The organism is Pseudoalteromonas sp. PB2-1 (assembly GCF_045040605.1).
Classification (GTDB): domain Bacteria; phylum Pseudomonadota; class Gammaproteobacteria; order Enterobacterales; family Alteromonadaceae; genus Pseudoalteromonas; species Pseudoalteromonas arabiensis.
The window spans coordinates 163,284-187,779 of sequence record NZ_CP090668.1 but is presented as its reverse complement, the minus strand read 5'-3'; the positions used below and the strand labels follow the sequence as shown (position 1 = coordinate 187,779).

Genomic DNA, 24,496 nt, shown 5'->3' with positions numbered 1-24,496 from the left:
AATTCGTTTTTTATTGTTTTTGGCAAGCATGGTTTATTCGGTTTTAAGCCATGCTCAAAGCTGGCAAAAAACAGTAAATGAAGGGGTAAATAACCCTGTTTACTTTCATGCTTGGGGTGGTGATGCACAGATTAATAGCTACATTCAGTGGCTTGGTGAGCAGGTTAAACAGCAGTACAACATTGACTTAGTTCACATTAAACTTGCAGACACCAGTGAAGCGGTAAGCCGAGTGCTTGCAGAAAAGTCAGCCGGTAACCACACGCAAGGTAAAGTAGATCTTATATGGATTAATGGTGCTAATTTTGCTGCTATGAGTAAACACGGGTTATTAAAAGCAGATTGGGCAACTAAACTTCCCAATTTCTACTTAACAAATCCGGCAAAAAATCCTGCTGTGACTCACGATTTTGGATTACCTACGCAAGGTATGGAATCACCTTGGGGGCAAGCCTCACTAACGTTTTATTATGATAGTAAAACCGTTATTCATCCCCCTAAAAACCTAAAACAGCTTTTAGACTGGAGTACAAAAAATAAAGGTCGCTTTACGTATTCGAAACCACCGGACTTTATCGGGATGAGTTTTTTAAAATATGCGCTTATTAACTTAACAGCGACAGAGCAACGCAGCTTACTTTATCAACCTGCCACTGAAAAAAGTGCAGCACAGTTATTGCCCGCTTTATGGCAATACTTAGACGAATTACACCCAACCTTATGGCGGAAAGGTACTTTTTTTGTACAAAACAGCGCGGCATTAAAGCGTTTGGTAAGCGATATGGAGCTTAGCTTATCACTCACATTTTCAGCCGCAGAAATACCAGCCGCTGTTGAACGATATGATTTACCCCTCGCTACTAGAAGTTACGCAATGCATGACGGCAGCTTGAGTAACACACACTTTGTAGCTATTGCGTATAACGCAAGCCACAGCGAAAGCGCAAAATTAGTCGCCAATTTTATGTTAAGTGTGAAAGCACAAGCCCAAAAACAACAACCCGCTAACTGGGGAGACAACACAGTGCTTGATTTATCTTTGCTCTCGCAAGATCAAGTAGCACTTTTCAGTCAACAAGCCCTCCACCCAAGTAGCTTAGCTACAAACAATCAAAGTCCAGCATTAGCTGAGCCACATCCAAGTTGGAGCACATTAATAAACCAACAATGGCAATTACGCTATGGCTCTTATAAACGCGGTACAGTAAAGTAATGATTAAAACTCATGACACATTCACGCGCTTAATTAAGCTTAGCCCAACACTCTTGGTCGCCTTATTAGTTATACCTGTTATAGGGGGATTAATCGGTGTGTTATTACCTGCTTTTGGTTACCTTCCAGCTTTGGGCATGAAAGAATTCTCTTTGCAGGGTTTTAATGCCTTGATACAAACTGATGGTTTTAGTCATATGGTATTTCTCAGTGCCAGCAGCGCACTGATTAGTACATTATTGGCACTTACAATGACCATATTGATCCTCGCTTGTTTTTTTAACAGCCCATGGCTGAAACGCATTCAACGCTTATTAGGCCCTATTTTAGTTATACCTCATGCCGCAGCGGCTATTGCGATTAGCTTTTTAATCACCCCTTCGGGTTTTATTTCACGGCTATTTTCTCCTTGGTTAACTGGTTGGGAATTACCGCCAGACTGGCTACTCCCTCATGATATATTGGGGGTAAGCATGATTTTGGGGCTTACGCTAAAAGAGCTCCCCTTTTTATTGTTGATGGCCTTAGCTGCATTTGCTCAAGCTGATTTAGGTGCAAAGTTGCGCGCTCAACATAAAGTTGCCATGAGCTTTGGCTACTGCCCTATGACTGCATTTTTTAAAGTAGTACTGCCTAATTTATACACTTATATTCGCCTTCCTGTTTTGGCTGTGTTGGCCTATGCCAGTGCCAGTGTTGAGATCCCATTAATTTTAGGCCCTAATGCACCGCCAACTCTCTCTGTTGCTATCATTAACTGGTTTAACGACATTGATTTAACGCTACGTATTAAAGCCTCGGCTGGCGCAATTGCGCAACTTATGCTCACCGCCACTTTACTAATAACTTGGTGGCTGTTAGAAATAATAGTGAAGCGCGTGTTTTATTTTTATGTGGCTAACAGAAAGCGTGACTATGCAGGTAATGCGATTATGCACTTAACTCGCATAGTAACGGTTATGTTAGTCGCGAGTATTTTATTATCTTTACTTGGCTTAGTGCTTTGGTCATTTGCTGGGTTTTGGCGCTTCCCTGCATTTTTGCCTGATCAACTTGTATTAATCCACTGGCAAAATGCGCTAACAAATATACAGCCTGCACTGTTAAATTCGTTATACATTGGCTTTGCTGCCAGTGCGATTGCGATCATTCTTGTACTCGTAACATTAGAAGCTGAGCAACAACGTGCCTACGCACTATCTCACCTCAGCAGCTTTATAATTTATCTCCCTTTACTTGTTCCTAGCGTTGCATTTTTATTTGGTTTAGTTTGGTTGCAGGAGCAAATAAGCAGTCATCATGCCTATATAAACGTTATCTTTAGCCATCTACTATTTGTACTTCCTTATGTTTTTTTGTCACTGGCAAGTAGCTACAGATGCTTTGACTCCCGCTTTTCAATTTTGGCAGCAAGTCTGGGAAAACCTCCGGCTAAGGTATTCTGGCAAGTAAAATTACCCATGCTAGTTACCCCAATATGCATCGCCTTTGCATTAGGCTTAGCAATTAGTTTTAGTCAGTATTTACCAACGCTACTCAATGGCGCTGGGCAAATAAATACAATTACTACAGAAGCTGTGGTGCTTGCCAGTGGCGCAAGTCGGCGTACCAGCTCAGTGTACGCACTCATACAAATGTTACTACCAGCTCTAGCATTTGTTCTTGCTTGGCTTACTCCTAAGCTGGTCTATAAATATCAAAACAAGGCTTAATATGCATTCCTCATTAGATATTAAAGAACTCACAATTTGGCGTAATAAAACAGCACTGCTGTCACTTAATGAATCTATTCAAGGTGGTGAGATCCTAAGCATTATGGGGCCATCAGGGAGTGGAAAGTCCACCTTGCTTAATTGGCTAACAGGTATGCTACCACCAACGTTTACTGCCCACGGTAATCTCTACTTAAACCAACAAAATATTACCCATACTCCCTGTCATTTGCGTCACATTGGCTTACTCTATCAAGACCCATTACTCTTTCCTCATTTGTCTGTTGAGGGCAATATTGCATTTGCTATGCCTAAGTTAAGCAAAAAGAAAGACCTTGAAAACGTGAGTCTTGCCTTAGAAAAAGTTGGCTTAGGCGGGTTAGAAAAACGCTCTCCAGCAAGCTTATCTGGCGGACAACAAGCTCGTGTGGCACTCCTGCGTGTTTTATTAAGTAAACCAAAAGCCATCCTTCTTGATGAACCCTTCAGTAAACTAGATAGTGAGCTTCGCCAAGAAGTTCGTGACATTGTTTTTAAACAAATCAGAGCACATCAATTACCCGCTATCATGGTCACGCATGATCACAGTGATGCCATAGCTGCCAGAGGAAATATTATTAACTTAGCAACTTTGGAAAAACGCTATGCTTGATAGATACATTACACCCGTCATAAAACCGCTACTAATGCCGATTGTTACGCAATTGGATAAACGAGGCGTAACGGCTGATCAACTCACTTTAACTGGATTCATTCTAGGCCTACTTGCCGTTCCTTTTATTGCCTTTAAATTATGGAATTTGGCGCTCGCTGCTATCATTTTAAACCGTATATTTGATGGTTTGGATGGCGCACTGGCCCGATATAGCAATACCAGCTCAAGTTCTGGTGGTTTTTTAGATATTACTCTCGACTTTTTATTTTACGCCGCGATCCCTTTCGGTTTTATCTTGGCTGACCCACAACAAAATGCGATTGCTGGCGCAATTTTACTAGTGAGTTTTATTGGCACAGGATCAAGCTTTCTTGCCTTTGCAGTTGCTGCTGAGAAGTTTCAGCTAGAGAAGCCTCAATTCAAAAATAAAAGCTTTTACTATCTGAATGGGTTAACCGAAGGGAGTGAAACCATCGCTTTGTTTATAGCATTGTGTTTATGGCCTAGCAGCTTTCCTGTGTTAGCGAGCCTATTTGCTGTTGCATGCACTATCACTATCATCACGCGCATCTATGGTGGTTACTTCACCCTAAAGCAACAAGAGCTAAACAATGACGAATGAACTATATTGGCGAGTCGGCTGCTTTCTCAGCATATTAATCATCATGATGTTACTTGAATGGAAAAAACCTGCAAGATTATCGCCTATTACAGCAAGGTATCGCTGGTTTGGTAATTTTTCATTGGTCATTGTATCTTCTATCATTGCACGTTTAGCGGTGCCGGTGAGTCTTACTACCCTCGCTGATTTTAATCACCAGCAAGCACTAGGGTTATTTAACTATTTAGAGCTGTCACTGTGGGTAAGTATTCCACTAAGTTTACTAATACTAGATATGCTGATTTACTGGCAGCATCGTTTATTTCATCGAGTCCCATTACTTTGGCGGCTCCATAAAGTGCATCATGCTGATTGCCACGTTGATGCCAGTACGGGATTACGCTTTCATCCAATAGAAATTGCCCTAAGTATTCTTGTTAAACTCATCGCTATAACAGTGCTTGGTGTTCCAGCGGTTGCCGTACTTATCTTTGAAGTTGCGCTCAATGGTTTTGCGCTATTCAATCATGCAAATATCTGTTTATCTGAAAAGCTAGAAAAAGCCCTGCACCTATTTATTATTACCCAGAAACTGCATCGCATTCACCATAGTACACACATCCATGAAACCAACAGTAATTACGGATTTAGCCTAGTTTGGTGGGATAAGTTATTTTTAAGTTATCGAAACGTGGCAATAAAAGGCGATGATTTACAAGACATTGGCCTGAGCCAATATAAAGCCACTAAGCAGAATACATCTTTAGCCACACTCCTAAGCATGCCGTTCAAATAACTCATTAAAAACGCCACTACTGAGTGGCGTTTGGTTAGCTTCGACAACAATAAGCAAGGGATTTAAAAGAAGCCTAACGGGTTTTCGCTGTAACTAACTAATAGATTTTTCGTTTGTTGGTAATGATCAAGGGCAAGTTTATGTGTTTCGCGACCAATACCTGACTTTTTATAACCACCGAATGCAGCATGAGCTGGATACATGTGGTAGCAGTTTGTCCAAACACGACCGGCTTCAATCTTACGACCAAAATGATAAGCACGGTTCATGTTCCGGCTCCATACACCGGCGCCTAAACCAAACTCTGAGCTATTAGCCAGCGCTAAGGCTTCATCTTCATCTTTAAACGTCGACATTGAAATGACAGGACCAAAAATTTCTTCTTGGAATACACGCATATCGTTAGTGCCTTTTAATAGCGTTGGTTGAATGTAATAGCCACCATTAAACTCATCCGACAGTTGTTCTACTTCACCACCAGCTAGCACTTCGGCCCCTTCTTTTTTACCGATTTCAATGTAACTTAAAATTTTATCAAATTGAGCTTGCGATGCTTGTGCGCCCACCATGGTTTCGGTATCAAGTGGGTTACCACGCTTAATTTGTAAAGTACGGGCAAGTACGCGCTCTATAAACTGCTCATAAATATCCTCTTGAATAAATAAACGCGATGGACACGTACACACTTCACCTTGGTTAAAGTACGCAAGTACCGCTCCTTCAACCGCTTTACTTAAGAACTCATCATCTTTTTCCATCACATCGTTAAAGAAAATATTTGGCGATTTACCACCTAATTCTACAGTTGATGGAATAATATTATCAGCAGCACACTTTAAGATATGCGACCCCACAGGCGTTGAACCTGTAAAGGCAATTTTTGCAATACGTGGACTTGTTGCAAGTGCTTCACCTGCCTCTTTACCATACCCGTTTACTATATTTAGTACACCCGCAGGTAATAAATCGCCGATCACTTCGAGCAACACTAAAATTGACGCGGGCGTTTGCTCAGCTGGTTTTAAAACCACACAATTCCCCGCTGCAAGGGCTGGAGCAAGCTTCCACGCAGCCATTAACAATGGAAAGTTCCAAGGAATAATTTGCCCCACTACACCCAGTGGTTCGTGAAAATGATACGCCACTGTGGTTTCATCTATTTCACCAATTGATCCCTCTTGTGCACGGATACAGCCTGCAAAATAACGAAAGTGATCAGCCGCTAATGGCACATCTGCGGCGAGTGTTTCACGTATTGCTTTACCGTTGTCCCAGGTTTCTGCCACTGCAAGCATCTCTAAATTTTGTTCAATTCGGTCGGCTATTTTTAATAAGATATTGCTACGTTCTGTGACGGATGTTGTTCCCCATGCGACTTTTGCATCATGGGCTTTATCAAGCGCCAAATCGATATCTTCTTTTGATGAACGAGGTATTTTACAAAATACCTTGCCGTTCACTGGGCTAATATTTTCAAAGTATTGACCCTTTACTGGAGCGACCCATTGGCCACCAATATAATTTTCGTACTGGGCTTTAAAATTGACTTTAGCGTCTTCGCTACCGGGATTTGTATAAATCATAATGTGTTCTCTCTTCAAATTGTTGTATTTTATTTAAGCGGTGAGTTATTGTTTGTATAACCGCTAACTATTTACGTTAGCCCAGTTACACAAAAGGCACTTGATTCTCAGTCCAGACTTTTTGACTATCTGTCCATAAATAAGGAATAGTGAGGCAACAATGAATACATCAATCACCCATAGTCACTTAGACAAAAAACGCCAACGTATTGATGTACTTATTGAAAATAAAATAAGCTTTGCTGGTAAGCATGCTGAATTAAGTATTTACGATACCTATTTAGATGCGCAGAAAGTGGCACTGCATTCCACTGAGTTATTATTCTGTGGCATGATCAGTGGTAAAAAAATCATGCATGTTGCCGACAGTGATTATCACAAAGAATTTCTACCTAACCAGTCGTTTGTACTTGCCCCAGAGCAAGGGGTATTAATTGATTTCCCCAATGCTTCACTCAATCAACCAACAACCTGTTTAGCAATTGAAATTAGTACAGATAAAATAAGCCAAGTCGTTGATAATCTAAATTTTAATCAGCAAATTACACAGGATGATTTTTTTCAGTATCAAGCTAAACTGGTGCATGCACAGCATAACCAACAAACCCAACAACTGCTTGAGCGAATGATCACCCTGTTTAGTGAAAATGAGCAGCACAGAGATTACTTAATTGATTTATCGCTTAATGAGCTAATAACCCGCCTTCTACAGCAACAAAGCCGAGATTTAATGATAGCAAGCTGCAAACAGGGTAAGCTTGCAACCCCTCTGAGCCATGTAATTAGCTACTTAGAACAGCACCTTGCTGAGAATATCGATATCGACGTGTTATGTAAGATTGCCTGCATGAGTCGCAGTAAGTTTTATCAGCAATTTAAATTGGCATTTGGTGTAACGCCAGCACTTTGGCAACAACAACTGCGCTTAAAAAAAGCCTATAAACTGCTGGAAAAAGGTGAGGCGATAAGCCAAGTATGTTATCAACTAGGCTTTAATAACCCCAGCCATTTTAGTCGTATTTTTAAACAAGCTTTTGGCGCAACACCAAAGAGTATCGCTAATCATTAAGTTGCGCTTCGATGGCTATAAACGCGATAGGTCAAGGCGAGTAAAATACAAATAGCACTTGGTACATAAAGTGCCGCAAAGCTCAATTTTGCAAATAACCATGCCCCTGCTAAGCCACCCAAAATAAAGCCTAATATAATAAGGCCGAAAAGTTTAGCCTTACGTTTATCAAGGGTTTCACCACGTAAAACCCGACCAAACATGATACCTAAATCAGTAAAGATACCTGTCACATGGGTGGTACGAACAATTGCGCCACTGTAAGTTGTTGCCAAGGCGTTTTGTAACCCACATGCCGCAGAGGCTAAAAAGTGCCCGTAGCCAGAGCCATTAAACAGTAACCAAAGTGCCCCCAATAAAAGCCCTGCCTCAATCAATAATGCCGTGTCGTAATGACGACCTAGTTTAAGTGCTGAGCTATGCAGTAAAAACCCAGCAATACCTGATCCGACTAAAAATGACAGTAATACGCCGAATAAATGAAAAGCATCAAGGCTGTTGCCTTGCATAAGATCTGCACCAAGCAAGGTGGCAGTCCCCGATAAATGCGATACAGCTTGATGCTCAAAACTAAGTAAACCAACTGCATTTACGCAACCTGCCACCAATGCCAAAATAAATGCGCCAATCTCAACCCATTTTGGTAACTTAGAAATCACTCGCTATTCGCCTTTTTCTCACACTCGAACTCATTCTCTTATGGTACGCCTAATTTAATGACTAAAAACACTTTTTTTCGACTCTTTATATGGTAATTTACCATTAAGTGAATCGATTAAGAACCGACAATGACAAAGCCAAAAAGTTGGACGCTGAAAAGTATTGCCAAAGAGTTAGGCGTTTCAAATGCCACCGTATCAAATGCGTTTAACCGCCCTGATCAATTATCGAAAGCACGCCGCGAAGAGATTTTGGCGGCCTGTAAAAAGCTCGGCTATTTTGGTCCTAACAAGGCGGCGCAATCATTACGCCGAGGCACCTTTAACATTGTTGCTTTAGTATTGCCAGACAGTGTTGAATATATGGTGTCAGATCCGGTTGCAAGCAGCTTTATGCGCGGTGTATCGGCGGTACTCGAAAAAAATGGCATTAATCTTTTATTATTTTCAGGTAACAACGATAACCTCAATAGCGTGGTTGATTTTGTTGATGGCTTTATTTGCTATGGTCGACCACGTAATAAGCAACTTGTTGAACAATTAAAACAGGTTGCTAAACATGTGGTGACGGTTGATTTTAACATCGGTCGCGATGCCTCAGTAAACGTAAACAACCAACAAGCCAGTTTCGATATTGCCAAGCATGCACTACAAGAAAATGATGATCGGGTGGCTATTTTAGGCCTGCGCTTACTCGATAACGACGTATTATGCCGTGTATACGAGCATCATGAATTTGAAGCGGGTCAGTCTATTGCTCACCAGAGGCTGCGTGGTTATCTCCAAGCGATTAACGATGCAGGCATCACCCTTGGCGATGATAGAACATGGAACATTCCAGAAAGTAGCGAGCGCTTTGCCAGTATTGCCGCCAAAGAAGCGCTAAGCAGTTCACCAAGACCAAACGTGTTGCTATGTATGAGTGATTTAATCGCCCTTGCCGCGATGCGCGAAGCATTAAAAATGGGCTTATCAATTCCTGAAGACATCAGAATTGTTGGCTTTGACGGTATAGATGAAGGACAACGATTTGTGCCAAAGCTCACGACAGTCCACCAAAACAGTGAAGAAAAAGGCCGTATTGCAGCGACCTTGTTTTTATCGAAAGAGCAGCAAACAGCCGAAATCGACTATCAACTGCAATTGGGTCAGAGCAGTTAAACTAAATAGTCAGCCAAATCGTTGATGCTTTGCTCGCCCTCTCGGTGATCGACAATGAGCACTTCACGGCTAGCAAAGTCAACTTTTAACTCGATGGAGCTGGTATCATCATGCCAGCTTAAACGACACACACTGCCTTCACCTTTCGCAATGAACTCACCGTTAAACGCTGGGTGCTCATTACGTAATTGAATCAACTTTATCAAACCTTTCACCACAGGTTTAGCAAGTGCAGCATCAATGTCTTGTGCATTTAAGTAAGGACGATTGATATCACGACCTACATTGGTGCGAGCCAGTAATTCCATATCGTTCTCACATGCAAACAGACCGCCATAATAAACTTGTGGGATACCTGGCGCGAAAAACTGAATCGCACGCGCTAATAGGTAATCAAAGTCATCTGCGCCCAAGGCATTGTAATATGTACAGTTTACTTGGTATAAATCAACATTACTTGCTGCTGCGCCGGTTGCTAGGCGGCTTTGTCCTTCACTCTTTTCATGAATAGTTTCGACCAAATTATCAATTTGCGCTGCATTTAATAAACCCGGTTTATCACCCATCGGGCCTGCGTCAATGATACCAATACCATCATGAGTATCGAGTACCGTTAAACAGTTACGCGGCGAAATTGTTAGCCAGTTCAATAAAGCTTGCGCATCATTACTGAACAAACTATGCAAAATAAGTGGCGGTAAGGCAAAGTCGTATACCATATTTACACGCTTTGCGACTTCAACCTGAGTTTGAAAATGGCTATGAATCTCCGCAATGGTTTCCATACCCGCTTCATTCGCTTGCGCGGAAAGCGTGTTCAAGTATTCAAAGGTTTCATCCAGCATAAAGCAGTTCGTGCCTGCTTCTTTAATCGCATAGCCCGCCGCATCTAAACGAATAATGTTGACATTATTATCAGCAAATTTTCCAAGCACCGTATTTAGATACTCGATACCCGCCGTTGATTTCACATTAATATCAATTTGGTTATCGGTAAATGTGGTCCAAAAATCATAGGTTTGGCCATCACCACACGCAATAGGTGTAAAACAACTACCTGGACGCGGACGATAAATTGCTTGTTGCTCAGCCTCAGACATGCCATTTGGGAATACATCGTCTTTGGTTAAAAATAAATCCCAAAATTCAGATTGCTTACCTTTTGCGAGTACATCTTTAAATTGGAAAGACTGTGCTGAAACATGGTTAACAATCAAGTCAGCCATTAAGTCATAGTTGGCACCAAGCACGTTAATATCGTTCCAGCTACCAAGGCGCGAGTCTACTTCACTATGATCAATAGGATCAAAGCCAGCATCACTGCCATCAATCGGATTATAAAATGGCAACAAATGTACACCTGCAAACACATTGTTAAGTGGGCCATTTAATAAATTACTTAATTCATCAATACCTTGACCAGTAATACGGTCTGCATAGGTGATTAATTGCACTTTATTGTTGATCATAATTGTTAATACCAAGTTGAAACTTAATCGATTAAGATATATCTTTAACCACGACAGCAAATTATTCAAGCAGTTTTTATCGTTTTTATACACTAATATACATAGTAAAGGTGCAGACCTTTCGGTGGGGATACAACAATGAATAGAACACACGATCCTTTGCAAACCATTAGATGGCTGACATACATGATGTTTTTTATGTTTGCTATGACCTCTGATGCGGTTGGTATGATCATTCCTGAGCTTATCAATGAATTTAACTTAAGCATGACCCAAGCTAGCGCTTTTCATTATGCACCTATGGCACTCATTGCGTTTAGCGGCCTATTTTTAGGCTTTTTGGCCGATAGTCTTGGCCGCAAACAAACCATAATGCTAGGACTAGGCTTATTTACGATTAGTTGTTTTCTGTTTGCCATTAGCAGCAGCTTTAGCATATTTGTGGTACTACTTAGCTGTATTGGTCTTGCTATCGGTTTGTTTAAAACAGGCGCCTTGGCGTTACTAGGTGATATTTCTAAAAACAATTTAGAACATACAAAAACCATGAACTTGGTAGAAGGTTTCTTTGGTATTGGTGCCATTGTTGGCCCTGCACTGGTAAGCTTTTTAATCACCCAGCAGGTAAGCTGGACTTACCTCTACGTTATCGCCGGCGTTTTGTGCTTAATTTTGACCCTAATCGCTTGGCGTGCAGATTACCCGACACCTAAAAAACTTGAAGAACACGCTAAACCTGCGTCATTTGCAACCACAATGAGCATGATGAAAAACCCTTACGCACTTGGCTTTTCATTAGCGATTGCCCTTTATGTTGCAACTGAAGTAGCAATTTACGTATGGATGCCGACTTTACTTGGCGATTACAACGGCCCGTGGCAATTACTAGCGACGTATGCACTGACCTTATTTTTTATTTTACGCGCGGCAGGGCGTTTCTTAGCGGTATGGCTTCTAAATCATTTAAGCTGGCAAGCGGCAATGCTGTATTTAAGCTTGGGAATTGCGCTATGTTATTTAGGGTTAATTTTTGGTGGTGTTGACTGGGCAGTATTCTTATTACCTCTATCTGGGCTATTCATGTCGATGATCTACCCAACTTTAAATTCAAAAGGTATTTCTTGCTTTGCAGTGCAGCAGCACGGTGCAGTAGCTGGGGTTATTTTGTTTTTTACCGCCCTCTCGGCCGCAGCAGGCCCCTTATTAATGGGTGTGATCAGTGATTACTTTGGCCATATTCGTTACGGTTTTTACCTCGCAACTGGCTTCGCATGTTTACTGTTTTTAGCCATGCTCTATAACTACTTACGTAACCCTGCTGAGCAAGCGTTAGCGCAGCACAGTGCGCTAAGTCACTAAATAAAAATCGTTAGAAATCAATTATCGGACATAAATCGTACAAGTTTTTTACTAAAAAAACTTGCACTATGTAAAATCATTGTTATCTTTACTTAATCGATTAAGATACAAATTTAGACAACAAACCATCTGGGATTGAAACGAGGCACATTATGACAACACACAAACATGCCCTTTACACTTTAAGCGCGCTTGCACTAGCAGTAAGTCAAAATTTACACGCCGAAGAGCAAGCACAACCGGAGGCCAAAAAAAGCGGCCTTGAAACGATTGTTGTAACAGGTGTACCGCGTCGTACAACTATTATGGCATCAAGTTCGTCGGTTAGTAGTGTTACGTTAGCTGAAATTGAAGTATCAACACCACGCTCTACCGCAGAAGCATTCAGAACTATTCCAGGTGTTCGTTCAGAATCAACAGGTGGTGAAGGTAACGCCAATATCGCAGTACGCGGTTTACCGGTCGCATCCGGTGGTGCTAAATTCCTGCAACTACAAGAAGACGGCCTACCAGTGATGCAGTTTGGCGATATTGCCTTTGGTAACGCTGATATCTTTATGCGGTTAGACTCAACTGTACAAAGTGTTGAATCAATCCGTGGTGGCTCAGCATCGACAGCAGCAAGCGATGCCCCTGGCGGTATCATCAACTTTATTTCGAAAACCGGTGAGAACGAATCAGGCAGTGTCTCAACCACTGTGGGTCTTGACTATGACTCGATTCGTACTGACTTTGAGTATGGTACTTATTTGAGTGACAGCGTGCGTTATCACATTGGTGGCTTTGTACGCCAAGGTGAAGGCCCGCGTGAAACCGGTTATACATCTAATAAAGGCGGCCAAATTAAGGCAAACCTGACGAAAGAATTTGATACAGGTTATGTGCGTGTTTACTTTAAACACCTCGATGATAAAAGTGTAGGTTATCTACCTATGCCTATGTATTCAAATGGTGACTCAATCCCAGGTTTTGATGCGCAATCAGATACGCCGCATTCAGCACTTTTCACACAAACTCTGCGTTTAAATGGTGATAACCAAATCAGCACGGGTGATATGACAGACGGTATGAACCCAGTGGTTACCTCAGTAGGTTTTGAAGCGGCCTTTGATTTAGACAACGACTGGCGCATCGAAAACCGCTTTAGAACATCATCAGTGAGCGGTAACTTTATTTCTCTTATTCCAGCTGAAGTTGCATCTGCAAGCTCTATTGCATCTAGTATTGCTGGAGATGGTGCATCACTTGTTTATGCAAATGGCGGCTCAGCAGGTCAAACTTATGGCAATGACGATTTAGCAATGCGCATTCACACATTCGATGTAACACTAAACGACATGGGTTCAATTGTTAATGACCTTAAGTTAACTAAGTCGTTTTCTGATGATACCAGTGTAACCTTTGGTTACTTTGCATCTAGCCAATCAATCGATATGTCGTGGCTTTGGAACTCGTATGTGATGGAGCTAAAAGGCGACAACGCAGCATTACTTGATGTTTTTGCAGCTAATGGTGATAGTTATTCTGATAATGGCTTGTATGCTTATGGTACTCCATACTGGGGTAATTGCTGTCAACGTAACTACGATACAGAGTACGAAACACGTGCACCTTACATTAACTTAGCCACTAAGTTTGGCGATTTAAGCATTGATGCAAGTGCTCGCTATGATTCAGGTGAAGCGCGTGGTACCTACGCAGGTGCCGTAACATCGACTATTGATATGAACGGCGACGGTACAATCTCAATTCCTGAGCAAAGTGTTGTTGGTATTGATAACGCAAATCCAAGCATTGTTAACTATGACTGGCACTACAGCTCGTACTCAATTGGTGCGAACTACCAAATTGACCCAAGTTTTGCGACATTCGCCCGCTTGAGTAAAGGTGGCCGTGCAAATGCAGACCGCTTACTATTCGGTAAAGTAGAAGCTGACGGTTCGGTTGCCAAAGCGGATGCAATTGATGAAGTAAATCAATACGAAATCGGTGTGAAAAAACGTTTTGATTCGCTATCAGTATTTGCTACAGCATTCTACGCAGAAACGGAAGAACAAAACTTCGAAGCCACATCGCAAAAGTTCTTTGACCGCGAGTATGAAGCAAAAGGTATCGAGGTTGAATCAACTTACTATGTAGGCGACTGGGATTTCCGTGGTAACTTTACTTGGACAGATGCTGAGATCGCCAAAGATGTGTTATCGCCAGAATTAGTCGGTAATACACCACGTCGTCAAGCTGACCTTATTTACTCTCTAATGGCCACTTACAACTTTGATAAAGGTGCAGCAGGCCTAAGCTTGATTGGTACAACAGATGCCTACGCACAAGATAATAACGACCTTAAGTTCGATGGCTATACACAAGTGAATGGCTTTATAAGTTACAACCTGTCTGAGAACTTAAGCCTATCGCTTAACGTGAACAACCTGTTTGACACTGTAGGTATCACAGAAGCGGAAGAAGGCTCGGTACCCAATAACGACATTATCCGTGCCCGTACTATTAACGGCCGTACAACGTCGCTTACTTTAAAATATTCTTTCTTTTAACTCTCCTCCCTCGTTTTAGCCCAGTATTTACTGGGCTTTTTCGCTTTAATAACCAGCTTTTTCACTTCTCTTAATCAAATACTCTTAATTACTCTCTTTCTAACAAAAACATTGATAATAAGTTAATACTTTGATCTATAATCAACTTGTGTAAGAAGTATCAACCATATGAATTAGGAACATACATGTTTGTCTCTAGCAAAAGCCACTCTTTACTCCAAGATCAATACAACGCGCTATTAGCTGAAGTTGAGGCACTTAAAGCCGACAATCACGTATTACGTGACGAAAACGAACGCTTAGAAGCAAAATTACATCATCAAGCTGATGATGCAGACCAATTGTTCCTAGCCAATTTATTAAATAGTTCGATTGAATGTATCACGCAAATTGAGGGTGTACGCCAAACTGTACTCGACTCATACCTTGTTATCGAAGAAGAAAGCCAAGTAACTTTACAAATAAGCCAACTCTTGAATGACTCAAATAATGCCCTGCAACATATTGTGAGTGAAATGGCGAATATGGCGAGCAAAATGGGTAGTATGACCAGTAACATTACCGGCCTATCTGATATGGCGGATAGCATCAATACCTTTGTATCAACCATTTCTAAGATTTCTGATCAAACCAACTTACTCGCGCTTAACGCTGCGATTGAAGCTGCCCGTGCGGGTGAGGCTGGTCGTGGGTTTAGCGTTGTTGCCGACGAAGTGCGTACGCTTGCAACCAACACCAATAAATCAGCACAAGAAGTGTCTGATCTAGTAAAGGAGATCATCAACAAAACCAGCGAAACAGTGACCTCGGTTGAAGATATCCAGCAAAACAACACTCAACTTTCAACAAGTTTTGATACGCTAAACAATGACTATGGTTCAATCATGAGCCACTGTGATTCAATGAAAGAAACGATTATTAATGCAGCCATACGCTCATTTGTGCAAACCGTAAAACTAGATCACATTGTTTGGAAAGGTGAAGTCTATGCGGTTGCTAATGGCACAAGTAACAAGTCGATTGATGACTTTTCAGACCATACTATGTGCCGATTAGGCAAATGGTATAATTCAGAGCAATCAAATGGCTTCAAACAACATAACGCATTTCGTCAATTAGAAGAGCCACATCATGAAGTTCATCGCAATGGTGTTGAGGCATTAGTCATGCTGCAAACTGGCAATAAAGACGCAGCGATTAATCACATTAATAAGATGGAAGCAGCCAGTGAACATGTGATGAATTTACTTGATCAACTCGCTAATGGCTAATGGGTCGTTACTCATAATTAAACCCCCCAGTAATTGGAATGTCCAACTATTTGGGGTCACTTCACAGATACTCGGTCTTTTATCTATTTAAGCTAATTACTCAACTAGGCCTTCTTGTCGCACTGGCATAACAGCTCCGTGTTGTTCTTGTCGTTTTACATAGCTAAACAACAGCAAACACCCTAATGCCAAGCTTGCAGCAACCATAGAACCAAGGGTTGCAAATCTAAAACTATAAAACTGTGCAATAACCCCTGTTGCCCCTGTCCCACACATAACGCCGAGTTTAATTGCGTTCGTGTAAAACGCCGAAGTAAAACCTATTCGCTCTGGAAGCTGATCTTGTAATACGGTTAAGCCAATGCCCGCAAAAACACCGTAAAACAGCCCGTTTAAACTTTGCAGCGCGATTAAATGCCACACTTGAGTGGCAAAAAACACTCCTAAATAAAATACAATGGCACAACAAAATGCCACCGAAAGCATCGAAACCTTGCTGTATTTTTTAGCAAGCCTTGCCCCATACAGCATGATAGGAATTTCTAACAGTGCCACCACACCCATAAATAGCCCTGGCGTATGCTGTGCAAACCTTAGTTCAGTAATGCTATAAAGTGGCAAGGCAGATGAATACATAATATTGCCCGTTGAACCAAGCGTAATGGCTAATCCCAACAACCAAAATGATAAACTCGCTGCGGCTGCCGGCTCTGAGCTGTGCTGTGACTTTTTCGCGCTGTAGTCAGGAATAAACTTAAATGCAAAAATAAGTGCAACCAATGCACACGCTGCAGCAAAGTAAAACGAGCGGCTAAATTCGCCTCCCGCAGCTAACAAATAACCAAGCGGCGGACCGCCCACCCAAGCAAAGGAAATAGCAGCACGTAAACGGGAATTAAAGCTGGTAATGTCGATGTTCTGTTGACGCCCTGCCCATTGTCTTGCCACGGTCATCATTTGCGGGATTGCTGCATTGCCCATCGCCAAAAATAGCACGCCTGCGAGCAGGACTTGCCAAAATGCAGTAGCATTCGCAAAGGCCACTAACGCGCACACCATACCTGATACAGCCACCATAAATAACTTACGCGCACTGGTGCCATTATCAGCCATGCCACCCAGCCACTGACTGATAACTAAACCCGTAATAGTGACCGCCACCATATAAACACCCAAATAAACGGGCGGTGTTTGCAGCCCTTCTACAATGAATAGGCTCATCAACGGGTTAACGAATGCTCCCATTAACCCGGTTAGCATACTTAGCAGAAAAAAAATTACACCATGCTGTTTCAGCAATGCTTTCACGACAACCCCACAACAATATGACACGTGAATAGATATAAAGGGCGCAAATTATACACCGTTTTAGCGAAAACTTCATTTTGTAATACAAATAAAAAAGCCCAGCGTATAAGCTGGGCTTTTGCGAAGTGGAACTCAATTAGTCGAACGATACCGTTACAGGGTTAGAGCAAACGGTTTCAGTCACACATACCTTGTACTCATAACTTGGTAACTCAGCATTACGCTCTACATCACGGTAGAAGCCGCGATCAGCTACTGTTTCAAGTAGTTCTCCGTTACGGTAGATGCTTACTTGATCAGCAACTGTTTGCCAGCTTAAATCAACACGCATAGTACCTAAACGCGTTTTACTTGAGCGTTTAAGCGATAACTCAATTTCAACATCAGATACGACGACTGTTTGCGTAAACGTATCTGTTTGGCCTTCGCTATCTGTTGCTGTTAGCGTCACTTCATAGCTACCCGCTTCGGCATAAGTATGTAGCGGATTTGCATCTGTCGATGATGCACCGTCACCAAAATCCCACGCCCAAGAAACAATATCATTATTGCTATCTGTGCTTGTATTGGTGAACGTTACATTTAAACCGGATGCTTCAAATGCAAAACCTGCTTGTGGTGGCTGCGGGCTTACCTCACCAATGGCGCTGAAAGTAAGTGACCAGCTGTTTAATGTACCTGTATCAGCAGCCAGTACATCTTTGACATTAAGTACCCAATCACCGGTTGCAACTTCGCCATTAAAGTTAGCCAGCGAATAGCTTTGTACTAAGTCATCTGCGCCACCTCCTGATTGGCTGTGAAGCGTGGCAGTTGTTCCTTGCGGCGAAGTTAACGTAACGATTAAATCACCAATGTAAGTATGAGCAATATCAATACTTGCATCCGTTGAGAATACTGTCAGCTCGTCAGCAACAGTTATTATTGAATCAATACCTGTGTCATCGTTATCTGGAATAGTCAAAGGTGTTTCATTTGAGTAAGTAAAATCATTTAAGCCAACAGGATTAACAAATAGTGACACAGTGCTTTGTTTTGCTAGTTCACCTGACGTTGCATCAACAACAAAACTATAGCTACCCCAAGCCGTTTCCTCTTGTGTGGGAACTGTTAATGTAACTAGATCACCCGGCACAGCTTCAGTTTGCGATAGCGTTGCACCGTCTAAATCAGCTTGAAGCGCTAGGTTAACAACGCCTTCCCACTCGGCAATTGAGCCAATTTCAAAGGTATAGGTTGCAGTTTCACCTGCGGTGATTTGTTGCGAACCTGGCGAAACCGAAATTCTGAAGCTTGGTGTCGGATCAGCTTGTTCAAGCGCTTGATGCACATTTAAACGATTACCCGATACCGTTTTACCTTGCAATGCTTCATTTTGATCACCACTATTCATTAACAGTTGTTTTAGCTCGAGCGCTGTTAAATCGGGGTTGATTGATAACACCAGTGCCGCAGCACCTGCAACATGCGGTGTGGCCATTGAAGTACCAGAATAGCTTGCATAACCATTACCAGGTACCGTTGATAAAATTGCACTACCTGGTGCACCTAAATCAACACTGGTTAAACCCCATTGTGAAAAGCTCGACATATTGTCTCTGCTATCAGTACTGGCAACGGATAACACACTCTCGTGCTCGTAGTTTGACGGGTAATGCGGGTTTTGATCGTTATCTACTGCATCATTACCTGCGGCTGCAACAAATAAAATATCTGCTTGCTCACTTGCAGTGATCGCATCTGCCAATGCTTGGCTAAAGCCACCACCGCCCCAACTGTTATTTAAAACACGTACATTGACGCCTTGGTTTTTAAGATCAACCATATAGTCGATACATTTTATCGCATCAGACGTTGAGCCTGTACCATCTGCACTTAAAAATTTACAACCTACAATTGATGCTTCTTGGTTTACACCGACGACACCTGTACTATTATTACCCGATGCACCAATAGTACCTGATACATGCGTACCATGACCCTGATCATCCATAGGATCACCTGCATCAGTGATTGCATTAATACCATGTACGTCATCGATGTAACCATTACCATCGTTATCAATACCATCACCTGGAATTTCACCTGGGTTGATCCACATATTGTCCGCTAAATCTTCATGGCTGTAATCAACACCAGTATCGATTACACCAACAACAACATCACGGCTCCCTGTGGAAATATTCCACGCTTCAACAGCATCAATATCAGCATCTTCTATACCACCGGTTTGACCTTCATTATGCAAACCCCATAATTGAGAGAAATCAGGATCATTCGGCACATTAGCTATCGACACACGATAGTCAGGTTCGGCATATTCAATTGCAGCATGGCTTTGTAGACGCTTGATAGCTTCTTTGCTGCTCATACCAACAATTTTAAATTTAGCTAAACGACCAGATAAAATTGCAGAGTAATTATCATCAACACCATCTTTGTTAACATCACTAATCGTCGCTTTCACTAGGTTGCGAGCATTTTCTCGCATCGCGACAGACGTACCAGCTTTATACATGACCAAAACTGAGTCTTCACTTGCACCGACTACGGTCGCTTTTGCTGGAGTGCTAATTTGCGCAGTACCTAAACATGGTAATAAAGCTAGGCTGAGTACAGATAATTTAGTTTTCATATTTTCTATCCATAATTAGTTAGGCTGGCCGAGAGGTAGGCTCGACCAACAAAGCTCATTACTTCTGAATGAATATCACATGGCATATTTTATAAATGGCAAATCACAATCAACTGGCAAGAAAAATACCTATCGAAATAAAAGATCCATACTTTTAAATGGGAAAAATGATAGAAAAAAGTGAAATGCAGCACTTTTTAACCGGTTCCAAATTCAGGAACCTCAAACACAATAACTAGCACTTTTTAACCAACCGATAAGCAGAAATTAAATAATAAATTAACAAATCAGACTTAAGCCATTGAAAATAAATAATATTAAAAACAGCAAAAAATGATGATTTTTTATTCCTAAAAATCGGCCTAGAGTAATTACTTGTTAATCTAAAATTCAGATTATCAACGAGTAGTAAATACGTTTCATACACTTCTGAACGTCACAAACGGAATATCACGCACTTAATCCGGCAAGGCATGCCGGTACATTGTTCTAAGCCAAAAATTGATTAGAACTTTGATTAATAATAACTGAAAGGAAATAATCATGAAGTTAAAAAAATCTCTACTCACATGCGCAATCACCTTCGCTTTAGGCTCAAGCTTTACTGCATTCGCGAATATTGATGATAAAGCTCAATCCAGCTCAGAGCTTGCTACGCAAGTAGCTGTACAAAGCACGACCAGCTCAGTCTCGATTGATCAAACATCGACATCGGGAGTCGGTAATTCACATGTTGTTATACAACAAGGTACTGGTCAAACTACTGAAACAGTGAGTGTTGGTGATGGCAACTTACTTGAAGTTACTCAAACACAAACTAGTAACTTATCACTCGTAAATGCAACGGGTAATTTTAATACCATAACCCACAATCAAAACGGCACACTCAATGGTGCTTTATCCGAAGTTACTGGTACAGACAATACAATTGATGTAACACAGCAAGGTGCAGGTTTCTTTGGCATTAATAATGAGTCGATAAATATCATCGAAGGTGATGCAAATACCATTGAAGTAAGCCAAGGTGATGGCGGTCACTGGTTATATAACTTCAATATGCAAGGTAACGACAATACAATTACCGCATCACAAGTAGGCTTATTAAATGAAGCTACATTCAATGTAGTGCAAGGTGATAACAATACACTTGAGGTAGCACAAGACGGTGTATTCAATGCGTTTACTTCGGATGAAATCGTTGGAAACAGTAATGAAATTATTATTGATCAAACAGGTTCTTTCAACAGCGCTATACTCACCTCATTGCGTGGAGATGCCAATGAAGTAGAGTTTGAACAAGATGGCGATTCAAATAGTGTTGTTATTGCTGAAATCACTGGCAATGATAATGCAATCAACGCTGATCAAGAAGGTAATAACAATAGCTTTGAGTCTGCTGTAATGATGGGTGATGGAAACTCTCTGCTAGTTAACCAATCGCAAGATGGTAATACCGTCACACTTGATGCCATTGGCAATGATAATGAACTAACAGCATTTCAAAATGGTAACGGCAATGGCGCTTACCTAGGTGCCGTTGGTGACGAAAATGAATTTACCAGCAATCAAATTGGTGATGCTAACAGCGCACATATCGCAAACTTTAATGGTAGTGATAATGACGTTGATATTAGCCAGGCTGGTAATGAAAACACTGTACTTGTGCAGTCGTCATACCCTGACACTTCTCTCACTTCAAATAACAACGAAATTACCGTTAACCAAGAAGGTAGCTTAAATGAAGCCGCTCTTACATTTGCAAGCGTTCTTGATAGTAACAGTAACCAAGTTTCATTTGCGCAAAGTGGTGAGTTGAATGCCATAGATCTCATTATGGAAGGTAGCGGCCATTCTGTTGATATCAGTCAGACTGGCTCTGAAAACTTTGTAGTAGGTGTTGATCAAGGTGCTTTTTTAATTGGTGGCGAGAATAACTCATTTGTTGTTGTGCAAGAAGGTAATGCGAACCTTGTTGAGGGCTCAATTATTGGTTCTAACAACGCAGTTATGATCACCCAAATTGGTGATGGCAATATCGCAACTGTCACTCAAGAATAAACTTTTAGGAGGGAGCTCTGCTCCCTCATTCAATTATGAAAACACAACTTTTAACCCGTATTTATTGCATTTTTTTAGCTTTCACTTGTTTTACAAGCCAAGCTAAAGAGCTAGAGATTGATGGCCTTGTGCTCGACAGGAGCATAAGCCGTTTTGGGCACCAATTTTATTTTGAATTTGCGAACCTCTGGCGCGATCTTCCTTCTACGGCTGGCTTTAATATCGAAATAAAAGAAACGGTATTACCACGAGCAGGCACACGACTCGTACTAAGAATGAATAATCAAATTGTGTATGTCACTTATCTAGGCCGTCGCCTTGAACCTTTGGATGAGCGTGTAAAACAAGCAATGTACAGTGTTATGGACGCGATGGCGCGCAGTCAGATGCAACAATCATCACCGGATATGGCAAAAAATGGATGGTAAAATGAAATATATCATTACCCTAATAATAATTTTCAACTTACAAACTAGCTGGGCGACCGAACTCGTTTATACCCCAATTAACCCCAGTTTTGGCGGAAGCCCGCTCAATGGCAATATGTTATTAAGTAAAGCACAATCACAGAATAAGCATAAAGCCCCCATTATTGAGCAAAATTATGCAGATAAATTTCAAGATTCACTTGAGCGTACTTATCTAAACCGTATGGTGAGAGAAATCACCGATATGGCATTTGGTGAAGAAGTAGATGACAGCATTTTCAATGGCGACTCGTCATTTATCACCGGAGACTATGAAATACAAATTATCACCAGTACCACCGATACCATCACTGTTAGAATAACAAGCATACTAGATGGCACTGTGACGGTTATTGAAGTACCGAGGTTTGAATGATGATTAAGGTAATTTTAAGTGCGATACTATTGATACTTACTGGCTGTTCATCAATTGGTAACCTTGTTCCACCAAGCAAGGAGTTAGCCGAAACATTAGAACCAACTGAAACATTTCAAGCCCTTCAAGCACTGCCTAATCCTATGGGCAGTATTCCTGTTTCTGTTTATTCATTTCGAGATCAAACGGGTCAATATAAACCGCAAGCCAATGTGAGTTCATTCTCAACCGCCGTCACGCAGGGTGCTAACTCAATTCTGGTACAAGCTTTACATGAATCTGATTGGTTTATTCCTGTGGAACGTGAAGGTTTACAAAATATCTTAACTGAACGGAAGATAATCCGTGCTGCACAAGCAGAAAATAAGGATTTACCAGATCTCCCCCTCTTACAACTGCAAAAATAATTCTTGAAGGAGGAATTATTAGCTACGATACCAATATTAAAACGGGCGGTATCGGTATGGAATATTTTGGTATTGGTGCATCAGAGCTATACAGAGAGGATGCGATTTCAATCTATTTGCGCGCTGTTGATGTACGAACAGGACAGGTATTACTCTCAGTCGCCACCAGCAAAAAAGTACTTAGCCAAGAAATGCGCGCAGGCTTTTTTCGCTATGTGAGTTATAAACGACTTGCCGAAGCAGAAGCAGGCTATACAGACAATGAACCCATGAGTATTTGTGTTACTCAGGCTATCGAGAAAGCCCTTAGTGACTTAATTCTAAAAGGCATCAATAAAGGTATTTGGTCAGCTAAAACGGTGTAAGCTAAATAATGGTGCTGATTATCAGCACCATTATTTATACAACGGCTTATAAAACCCAAGCGATGTCTTACTATCTTTGCAAAGATAAACTCACAGCCATATAGTTTTGTGCCCAATTAGCAAGTTCAACTCGATTACGCGACGCTGTTTTTTTGAATGCACTATAGAGATGGGTTTTTACAGTATGGTCACTAATATTCAAACTTTCAGCAATATCACGATTACTTGCTCCTTGTGCTAGCAAATGAATAACAGATTTTTCGCGTTTAGTAAGTGAGTTTAGCTCTATTGCTGTTCCAGCGGTCTCATTATTTGTATTAAATTGGTTTCGAGAAATAGCTGACCACATATAGTTAAACACAGTGGAAATGCTCTTTGAACTAAAAAGTAGCTCGCCATTAAGCACTTTCATCAGCCCAGCAAAAATATCTTCTGGCGATTGCTCAGCAAAAAAGACACCTTTAATACCATTAAGCAGTAAATTCTTTTCACACACAGAGTTAACTTCAGCATTGAAAATAACCACAGTGTGTTTTTTGGCAAGTTGAACTAACTCAGCTGGAAGCAAGTCGAGCCAATAAGACCCTGCACTATCAATAAGATAAAGATCAAACTCCTCTCGCATTGACTCTAATGGCAGCCGCGAATCAATTTTAACGCGCACGAAGAACGCATCTAACATTTTAATTAAATATTGATAATTATGACTGCGATTTTGTGACGTTGCTTGGGCTTTTAGGAATACAGAAGTTGGCTGAATCATTTTATTTCTTCCTTGAA

General features: G+C 41.3%; 19 protein-coding genes and 1 pseudogene. 14 read left to right on the top strand and 6 right to left on the bottom strand.

Going from position 1 to position 24,496, the window contains the following annotated elements:
* Window positions 1-28: 28 nt before the first annotated feature.
* Genes L0Z67_RS17810 through L0Z67_RS17790 form a run of 5 tightly spaced genes read left to right on the top strand, consistent with a single transcriptional unit; the run spans window position 29 to window position 4,977 of the window.
* Entirely contained in the window at window positions 29-1,213 is a 1,185-nt protein-coding gene (locus tag L0Z67_RS17810; RefSeq protein ID WP_392353838.1) for an ABC transporter substrate-binding protein, read from the top strand.
* Window positions 1,213-2,925, top strand: a complete 1,713-nt coding sequence (locus tag L0Z67_RS17805; RefSeq protein WP_237127307.1) for an ABC transporter permease — start codon at window positions 1,213-1,215, stop codon at window positions 2,923-2,925. Before L0Z67_RS17810 ends, L0Z67_RS17805 begins: the two co-directional genes overlap by 1 nt.
* 1 nt (window position 2,926) lies before the next feature.
* Entirely contained in the window at window positions 2,927-3,577 is a 651-nt protein-coding gene (locus tag L0Z67_RS17800) for an ATP-binding cassette domain-containing protein (RefSeq protein WP_392353635.1), read from the top strand.
* Complete coding sequence (locus L0Z67_RS17795) at window positions 3,570-4,202, top strand: CDP-alcohol phosphatidyltransferase family protein (RefSeq protein WP_062567611.1); 633 nt, start codon at window positions 3,570-3,572, stop codon at window positions 4,200-4,202. The genes L0Z67_RS17800 and L0Z67_RS17795 overlap by 8 nt, the downstream gene beginning before the upstream one ends.
* Complete coding sequence (locus L0Z67_RS17790) at window positions 4,192-4,977, top strand: sterol desaturase family protein (protein WP_392353633.1); 786 nt, start codon at window positions 4,192-4,194, stop codon at window positions 4,975-4,977. Before L0Z67_RS17795 ends, L0Z67_RS17790 begins: the two co-directional genes overlap by 11 nt.
* 62 nt (window positions 4,978-5,039) lie before the next feature.
* On the opposite strand, the gene L0Z67_RS17785 is transcribed toward L0Z67_RS17790, so the two are convergent.
* Window positions 5,040-6,560 (bottom strand): aldehyde dehydrogenase family protein, encoded by a 1,521-nt coding sequence (locus L0Z67_RS17785; protein ID WP_392353631.1) that lies wholly within the window; start codon window positions 6,558-6,560, stop codon window positions 5,040-5,042.
* A gap of 160 nt (window positions 6,561-6,720) precedes the next feature.
* Here L0Z67_RS17785 and L0Z67_RS17780 point away from each other — a divergent pair, with 160 nt between their 5' ends.
* Window positions 6,721-7,629, top strand: coding sequence for a helix-turn-helix domain-containing protein (locus L0Z67_RS17780; RefSeq protein WP_062567614.1), 909 nt, complete (start codon window positions 6,721-6,723; stop codon window positions 7,627-7,629).
* On the opposite strand, the gene L0Z67_RS17775 is transcribed toward L0Z67_RS17780, so the two are convergent.
* Window positions 7,626-8,288: a YoaK family protein gene (locus L0Z67_RS17775; RefSeq protein WP_062567615.1), complete on the bottom strand. Its 663-nt coding sequence runs from the start codon at window positions 8,286-8,288 to the stop codon at window positions 7,626-7,628. The genes L0Z67_RS17780 and L0Z67_RS17775 overlap by 4 nt on opposite strands.
* A 129-nt stretch (window positions 8,289-8,417) precedes the next feature.
* Here L0Z67_RS17775 and L0Z67_RS17770 point away from each other — a divergent pair, with 129 nt between their 5' ends.
* The gene (locus tag L0Z67_RS17770) at window positions 8,418-9,449 is read left to right on the top strand and encodes a LacI family DNA-binding transcriptional regulator (protein WP_392353628.1); all 1,032 of its coding nucleotides are present in this window, start codon (window positions 8,418-8,420) and stop codon (window positions 9,447-9,449) included.
* On the opposite strand, the gene gtfA is transcribed toward L0Z67_RS17770, so the two are convergent.
* On the bottom strand, window positions 9,446-10,918 hold the full coding sequence (gene gtfA / locus L0Z67_RS17765) for a sucrose phosphorylase (RefSeq protein ID WP_392353626.1): 1,473 nt from the start codon (window positions 10,916-10,918) through the stop codon (window positions 9,446-9,448). The two genes, L0Z67_RS17770 and gtfA, sit on opposite strands and share 4 nt — an antisense overlap.
* Before the next feature lie 138 nt (window positions 10,919-11,056).
* On the opposite strand from gtfA, the gene L0Z67_RS17760 reads away from it, so the two are divergent.
* From L0Z67_RS17760 to L0Z67_RS17750, 3 genes are all read left to right on the top strand, one after another.
* The gene (locus L0Z67_RS17760) at window positions 11,057-12,277 is read left to right on the top strand and encodes a sugar MFS transporter (RefSeq protein WP_062567618.1); all 1,221 of its coding nucleotides are present in this window, start codon (window positions 11,057-11,059) and stop codon (window positions 12,275-12,277) included.
* A gap of 152 nt (window positions 12,278-12,429) precedes the next feature.
* The gene (locus L0Z67_RS17755) at window positions 12,430-14,829 is read left to right on the top strand and encodes a TonB-dependent siderophore receptor (protein WP_237115402.1); all 2,400 of its coding nucleotides are present in this window, start codon (window positions 12,430-12,432) and stop codon (window positions 14,827-14,829) included.
* A gap of 185 nt (window positions 14,830-15,014) precedes the next feature.
* The gene (locus L0Z67_RS17750; RefSeq protein ID WP_392353623.1) at window positions 15,015-16,100 is read left to right on the top strand and encodes a methyl-accepting chemotaxis protein; all 1,086 of its coding nucleotides are present in this window, start codon (window positions 15,015-15,017) and stop codon (window positions 16,098-16,100) included.
* A gap of 96 nt (window positions 16,101-16,196) precedes the next feature.
* Here the strand turns inward: L0Z67_RS17750 and L0Z67_RS17745 are convergent, their stop codons facing one another.
* Together L0Z67_RS17745 and L0Z67_RS17740 are read right to left on the bottom strand one after the other, a co-directional pair.
* Window positions 16,197-17,408 carry a sugar efflux transporter gene (locus L0Z67_RS17745; RefSeq protein WP_392353622.1) on the bottom strand — a complete coding sequence of 404 codons (1,212 nt, stop codon included), beginning with the start codon at window positions 17,406-17,408 and terminating at the stop codon, window positions 16,197-16,199.
* 136 nt (window positions 17,409-17,544) lie between these two features.
* A complete protein-coding gene (locus tag L0Z67_RS17740) occupies window positions 17,545-20,043 on the bottom strand; it encodes a S8 family serine peptidase (protein ID WP_392353620.1) in 2,499 nt (832 codons plus the stop codon).
* Between the two features lie 543 nt (window positions 20,044-20,586).
* On the opposite strand from L0Z67_RS17740, the gene L0Z67_RS17735 reads away from it, so the two are divergent.
* The 4 genes and pseudogenes from L0Z67_RS17735 to L0Z67_RS17720 all read left to right on the top strand — a co-directional run bounded on the left by L0Z67_RS17735 (window position 20,587) and on the right by L0Z67_RS17720 (window position 23,716).
* On the top strand, window positions 20,587-22,101 hold the full coding sequence (locus tag L0Z67_RS17735; protein WP_392353618.1) for a curlin: 1,515 nt from the start codon (window positions 20,587-20,589) through the stop codon (window positions 22,099-22,101).
* A gap of 35 nt (window positions 22,102-22,136) precedes the next feature.
* Complete coding sequence (locus tag L0Z67_RS17730) at window positions 22,137-22,529, top strand: curli production assembly/transport protein CsgE (protein WP_062567623.1); 393 nt, start codon at window positions 22,137-22,139, stop codon at window positions 22,527-22,529.
* Window position 22,530: 1 nt separating this feature from the next.
* On the top strand, window positions 22,531-22,944 hold the full coding sequence (locus L0Z67_RS17725) for a curli assembly protein CsgF (protein WP_237115406.1): 414 nt from the start codon (window positions 22,531-22,533) through the stop codon (window positions 22,942-22,944).
* Window positions 22,944-23,716, top strand: a pseudogene (locus L0Z67_RS17720) (CsgG/HfaB family protein). The gene L0Z67_RS17725 and the pseudogene L0Z67_RS17720 overlap by 1 nt, the downstream one beginning before the upstream one ends.
* Before the next feature lie 70 nt (window positions 23,717-23,786).
* Here L0Z67_RS17720 and L0Z67_RS17715 read toward each other — a convergent pair.
* On the bottom strand, window positions 23,787-24,479 hold the full coding sequence (locus L0Z67_RS17715; RefSeq protein WP_062567626.1) for a helix-turn-helix transcriptional regulator: 693 nt from the start codon (window positions 24,477-24,479) through the stop codon (window positions 23,787-23,789).
* Between the last annotated feature and the right edge of the window lie 17 nt (window positions 24,480-24,496).

What these genes read in the sequence shown, in the direction of transcription:
- L0Z67_RS17730 (WP_062567623.1), top strand. Translation starts at nt 22,137, where the DNA reads ATGAAAACACAACTTTTAACCCGTATTTATTGCATTTTTTTAGCTTTC.
- L0Z67_RS17750 (WP_392353623.1), top strand. Translation starts at nt 15,015, where the DNA reads ATGTTTGTCTCTAGCAAAAGCCACTCTTTACTCCAAGATCAATACAAC.
- L0Z67_RS17785 (WP_392353631.1), bottom strand. Translation starts at nt 6,560, where the DNA reads ATGATTTATACAAATCCCGGTAGCGAAGACGCTAAAGTCAATTTTAAA.
- L0Z67_RS17790 (WP_392353633.1), top strand. Translation starts at nt 4,192, where the DNA reads ATGACGAATGAACTATATTGGCGAGTCGGCTGCTTTCTCAGCATATTA.
- L0Z67_RS17805 (WP_237127307.1), top strand. Translation starts at nt 1,213, where the DNA reads ATGATTAAAACTCATGACACATTCACGCGCTTAATTAAGCTTAGCCCA.
- L0Z67_RS17780 (WP_062567614.1), top strand. Translation starts at nt 6,721, where the DNA reads ATGAATACATCAATCACCCATAGTCACTTAGACAAAAAACGCCAACGT.
- L0Z67_RS17795 (WP_062567611.1), top strand. Translation starts at nt 3,570, where the DNA reads ATGCTTGATAGATACATTACACCCGTCATAAAACCGCTACTAATGCCG.
- L0Z67_RS17760 (WP_062567618.1), top strand. Translation starts at nt 11,057, where the DNA reads ATGAATAGAACACACGATCCTTTGCAAACCATTAGATGGCTGACATAC.
- L0Z67_RS17800 (WP_392353635.1), top strand. Translation starts at nt 2,927, where the DNA reads ATGCATTCCTCATTAGATATTAAAGAACTCACAATTTGGCGTAATAAA.
- L0Z67_RS17735 (WP_392353618.1), top strand. Translation starts at nt 20,587, where the DNA reads ATGAAGTTAAAAAAATCTCTACTCACATGCGCAATCACCTTCGCTTTA.
- L0Z67_RS17755 (WP_237115402.1), top strand. Translation starts at nt 12,430, where the DNA reads ATGACAACACACAAACATGCCCTTTACACTTTAAGCGCGCTTGCACTA.
- L0Z67_RS17770 (WP_392353628.1), top strand. Translation starts at nt 8,418, where the DNA reads ATGACAAAGCCAAAAAGTTGGACGCTGAAAAGTATTGCCAAAGAGTTA.
- L0Z67_RS17715 (WP_062567626.1), bottom strand. Translation starts at nt 24,479, where the DNA reads ATGATTCAGCCAACTTCTGTATTCCTAAAAGCCCAAGCAACGTCACAA.
- L0Z67_RS17725 (WP_237115406.1), top strand. Translation starts at nt 22,531, where the DNA reads ATGAAATATATCATTACCCTAATAATAATTTTCAACTTACAAACTAGC.
- gtfA (WP_392353626.1), bottom strand. Translation starts at nt 10,918, where the DNA reads ATGATCAACAATAAAGTGCAATTAATCACCTATGCAGACCGTATTACT.
- L0Z67_RS17810 (WP_392353838.1), top strand. Translation starts at nt 29, where the DNA reads ATGGTTTATTCGGTTTTAAGCCATGCTCAAAGCTGGCAAAAAACAGTA.
- L0Z67_RS17740 (WP_392353620.1), bottom strand. Translation starts at nt 20,043, where the DNA reads ATGAAAACTAAATTATCTGTACTCAGCCTAGCTTTATTACCATGTTTA.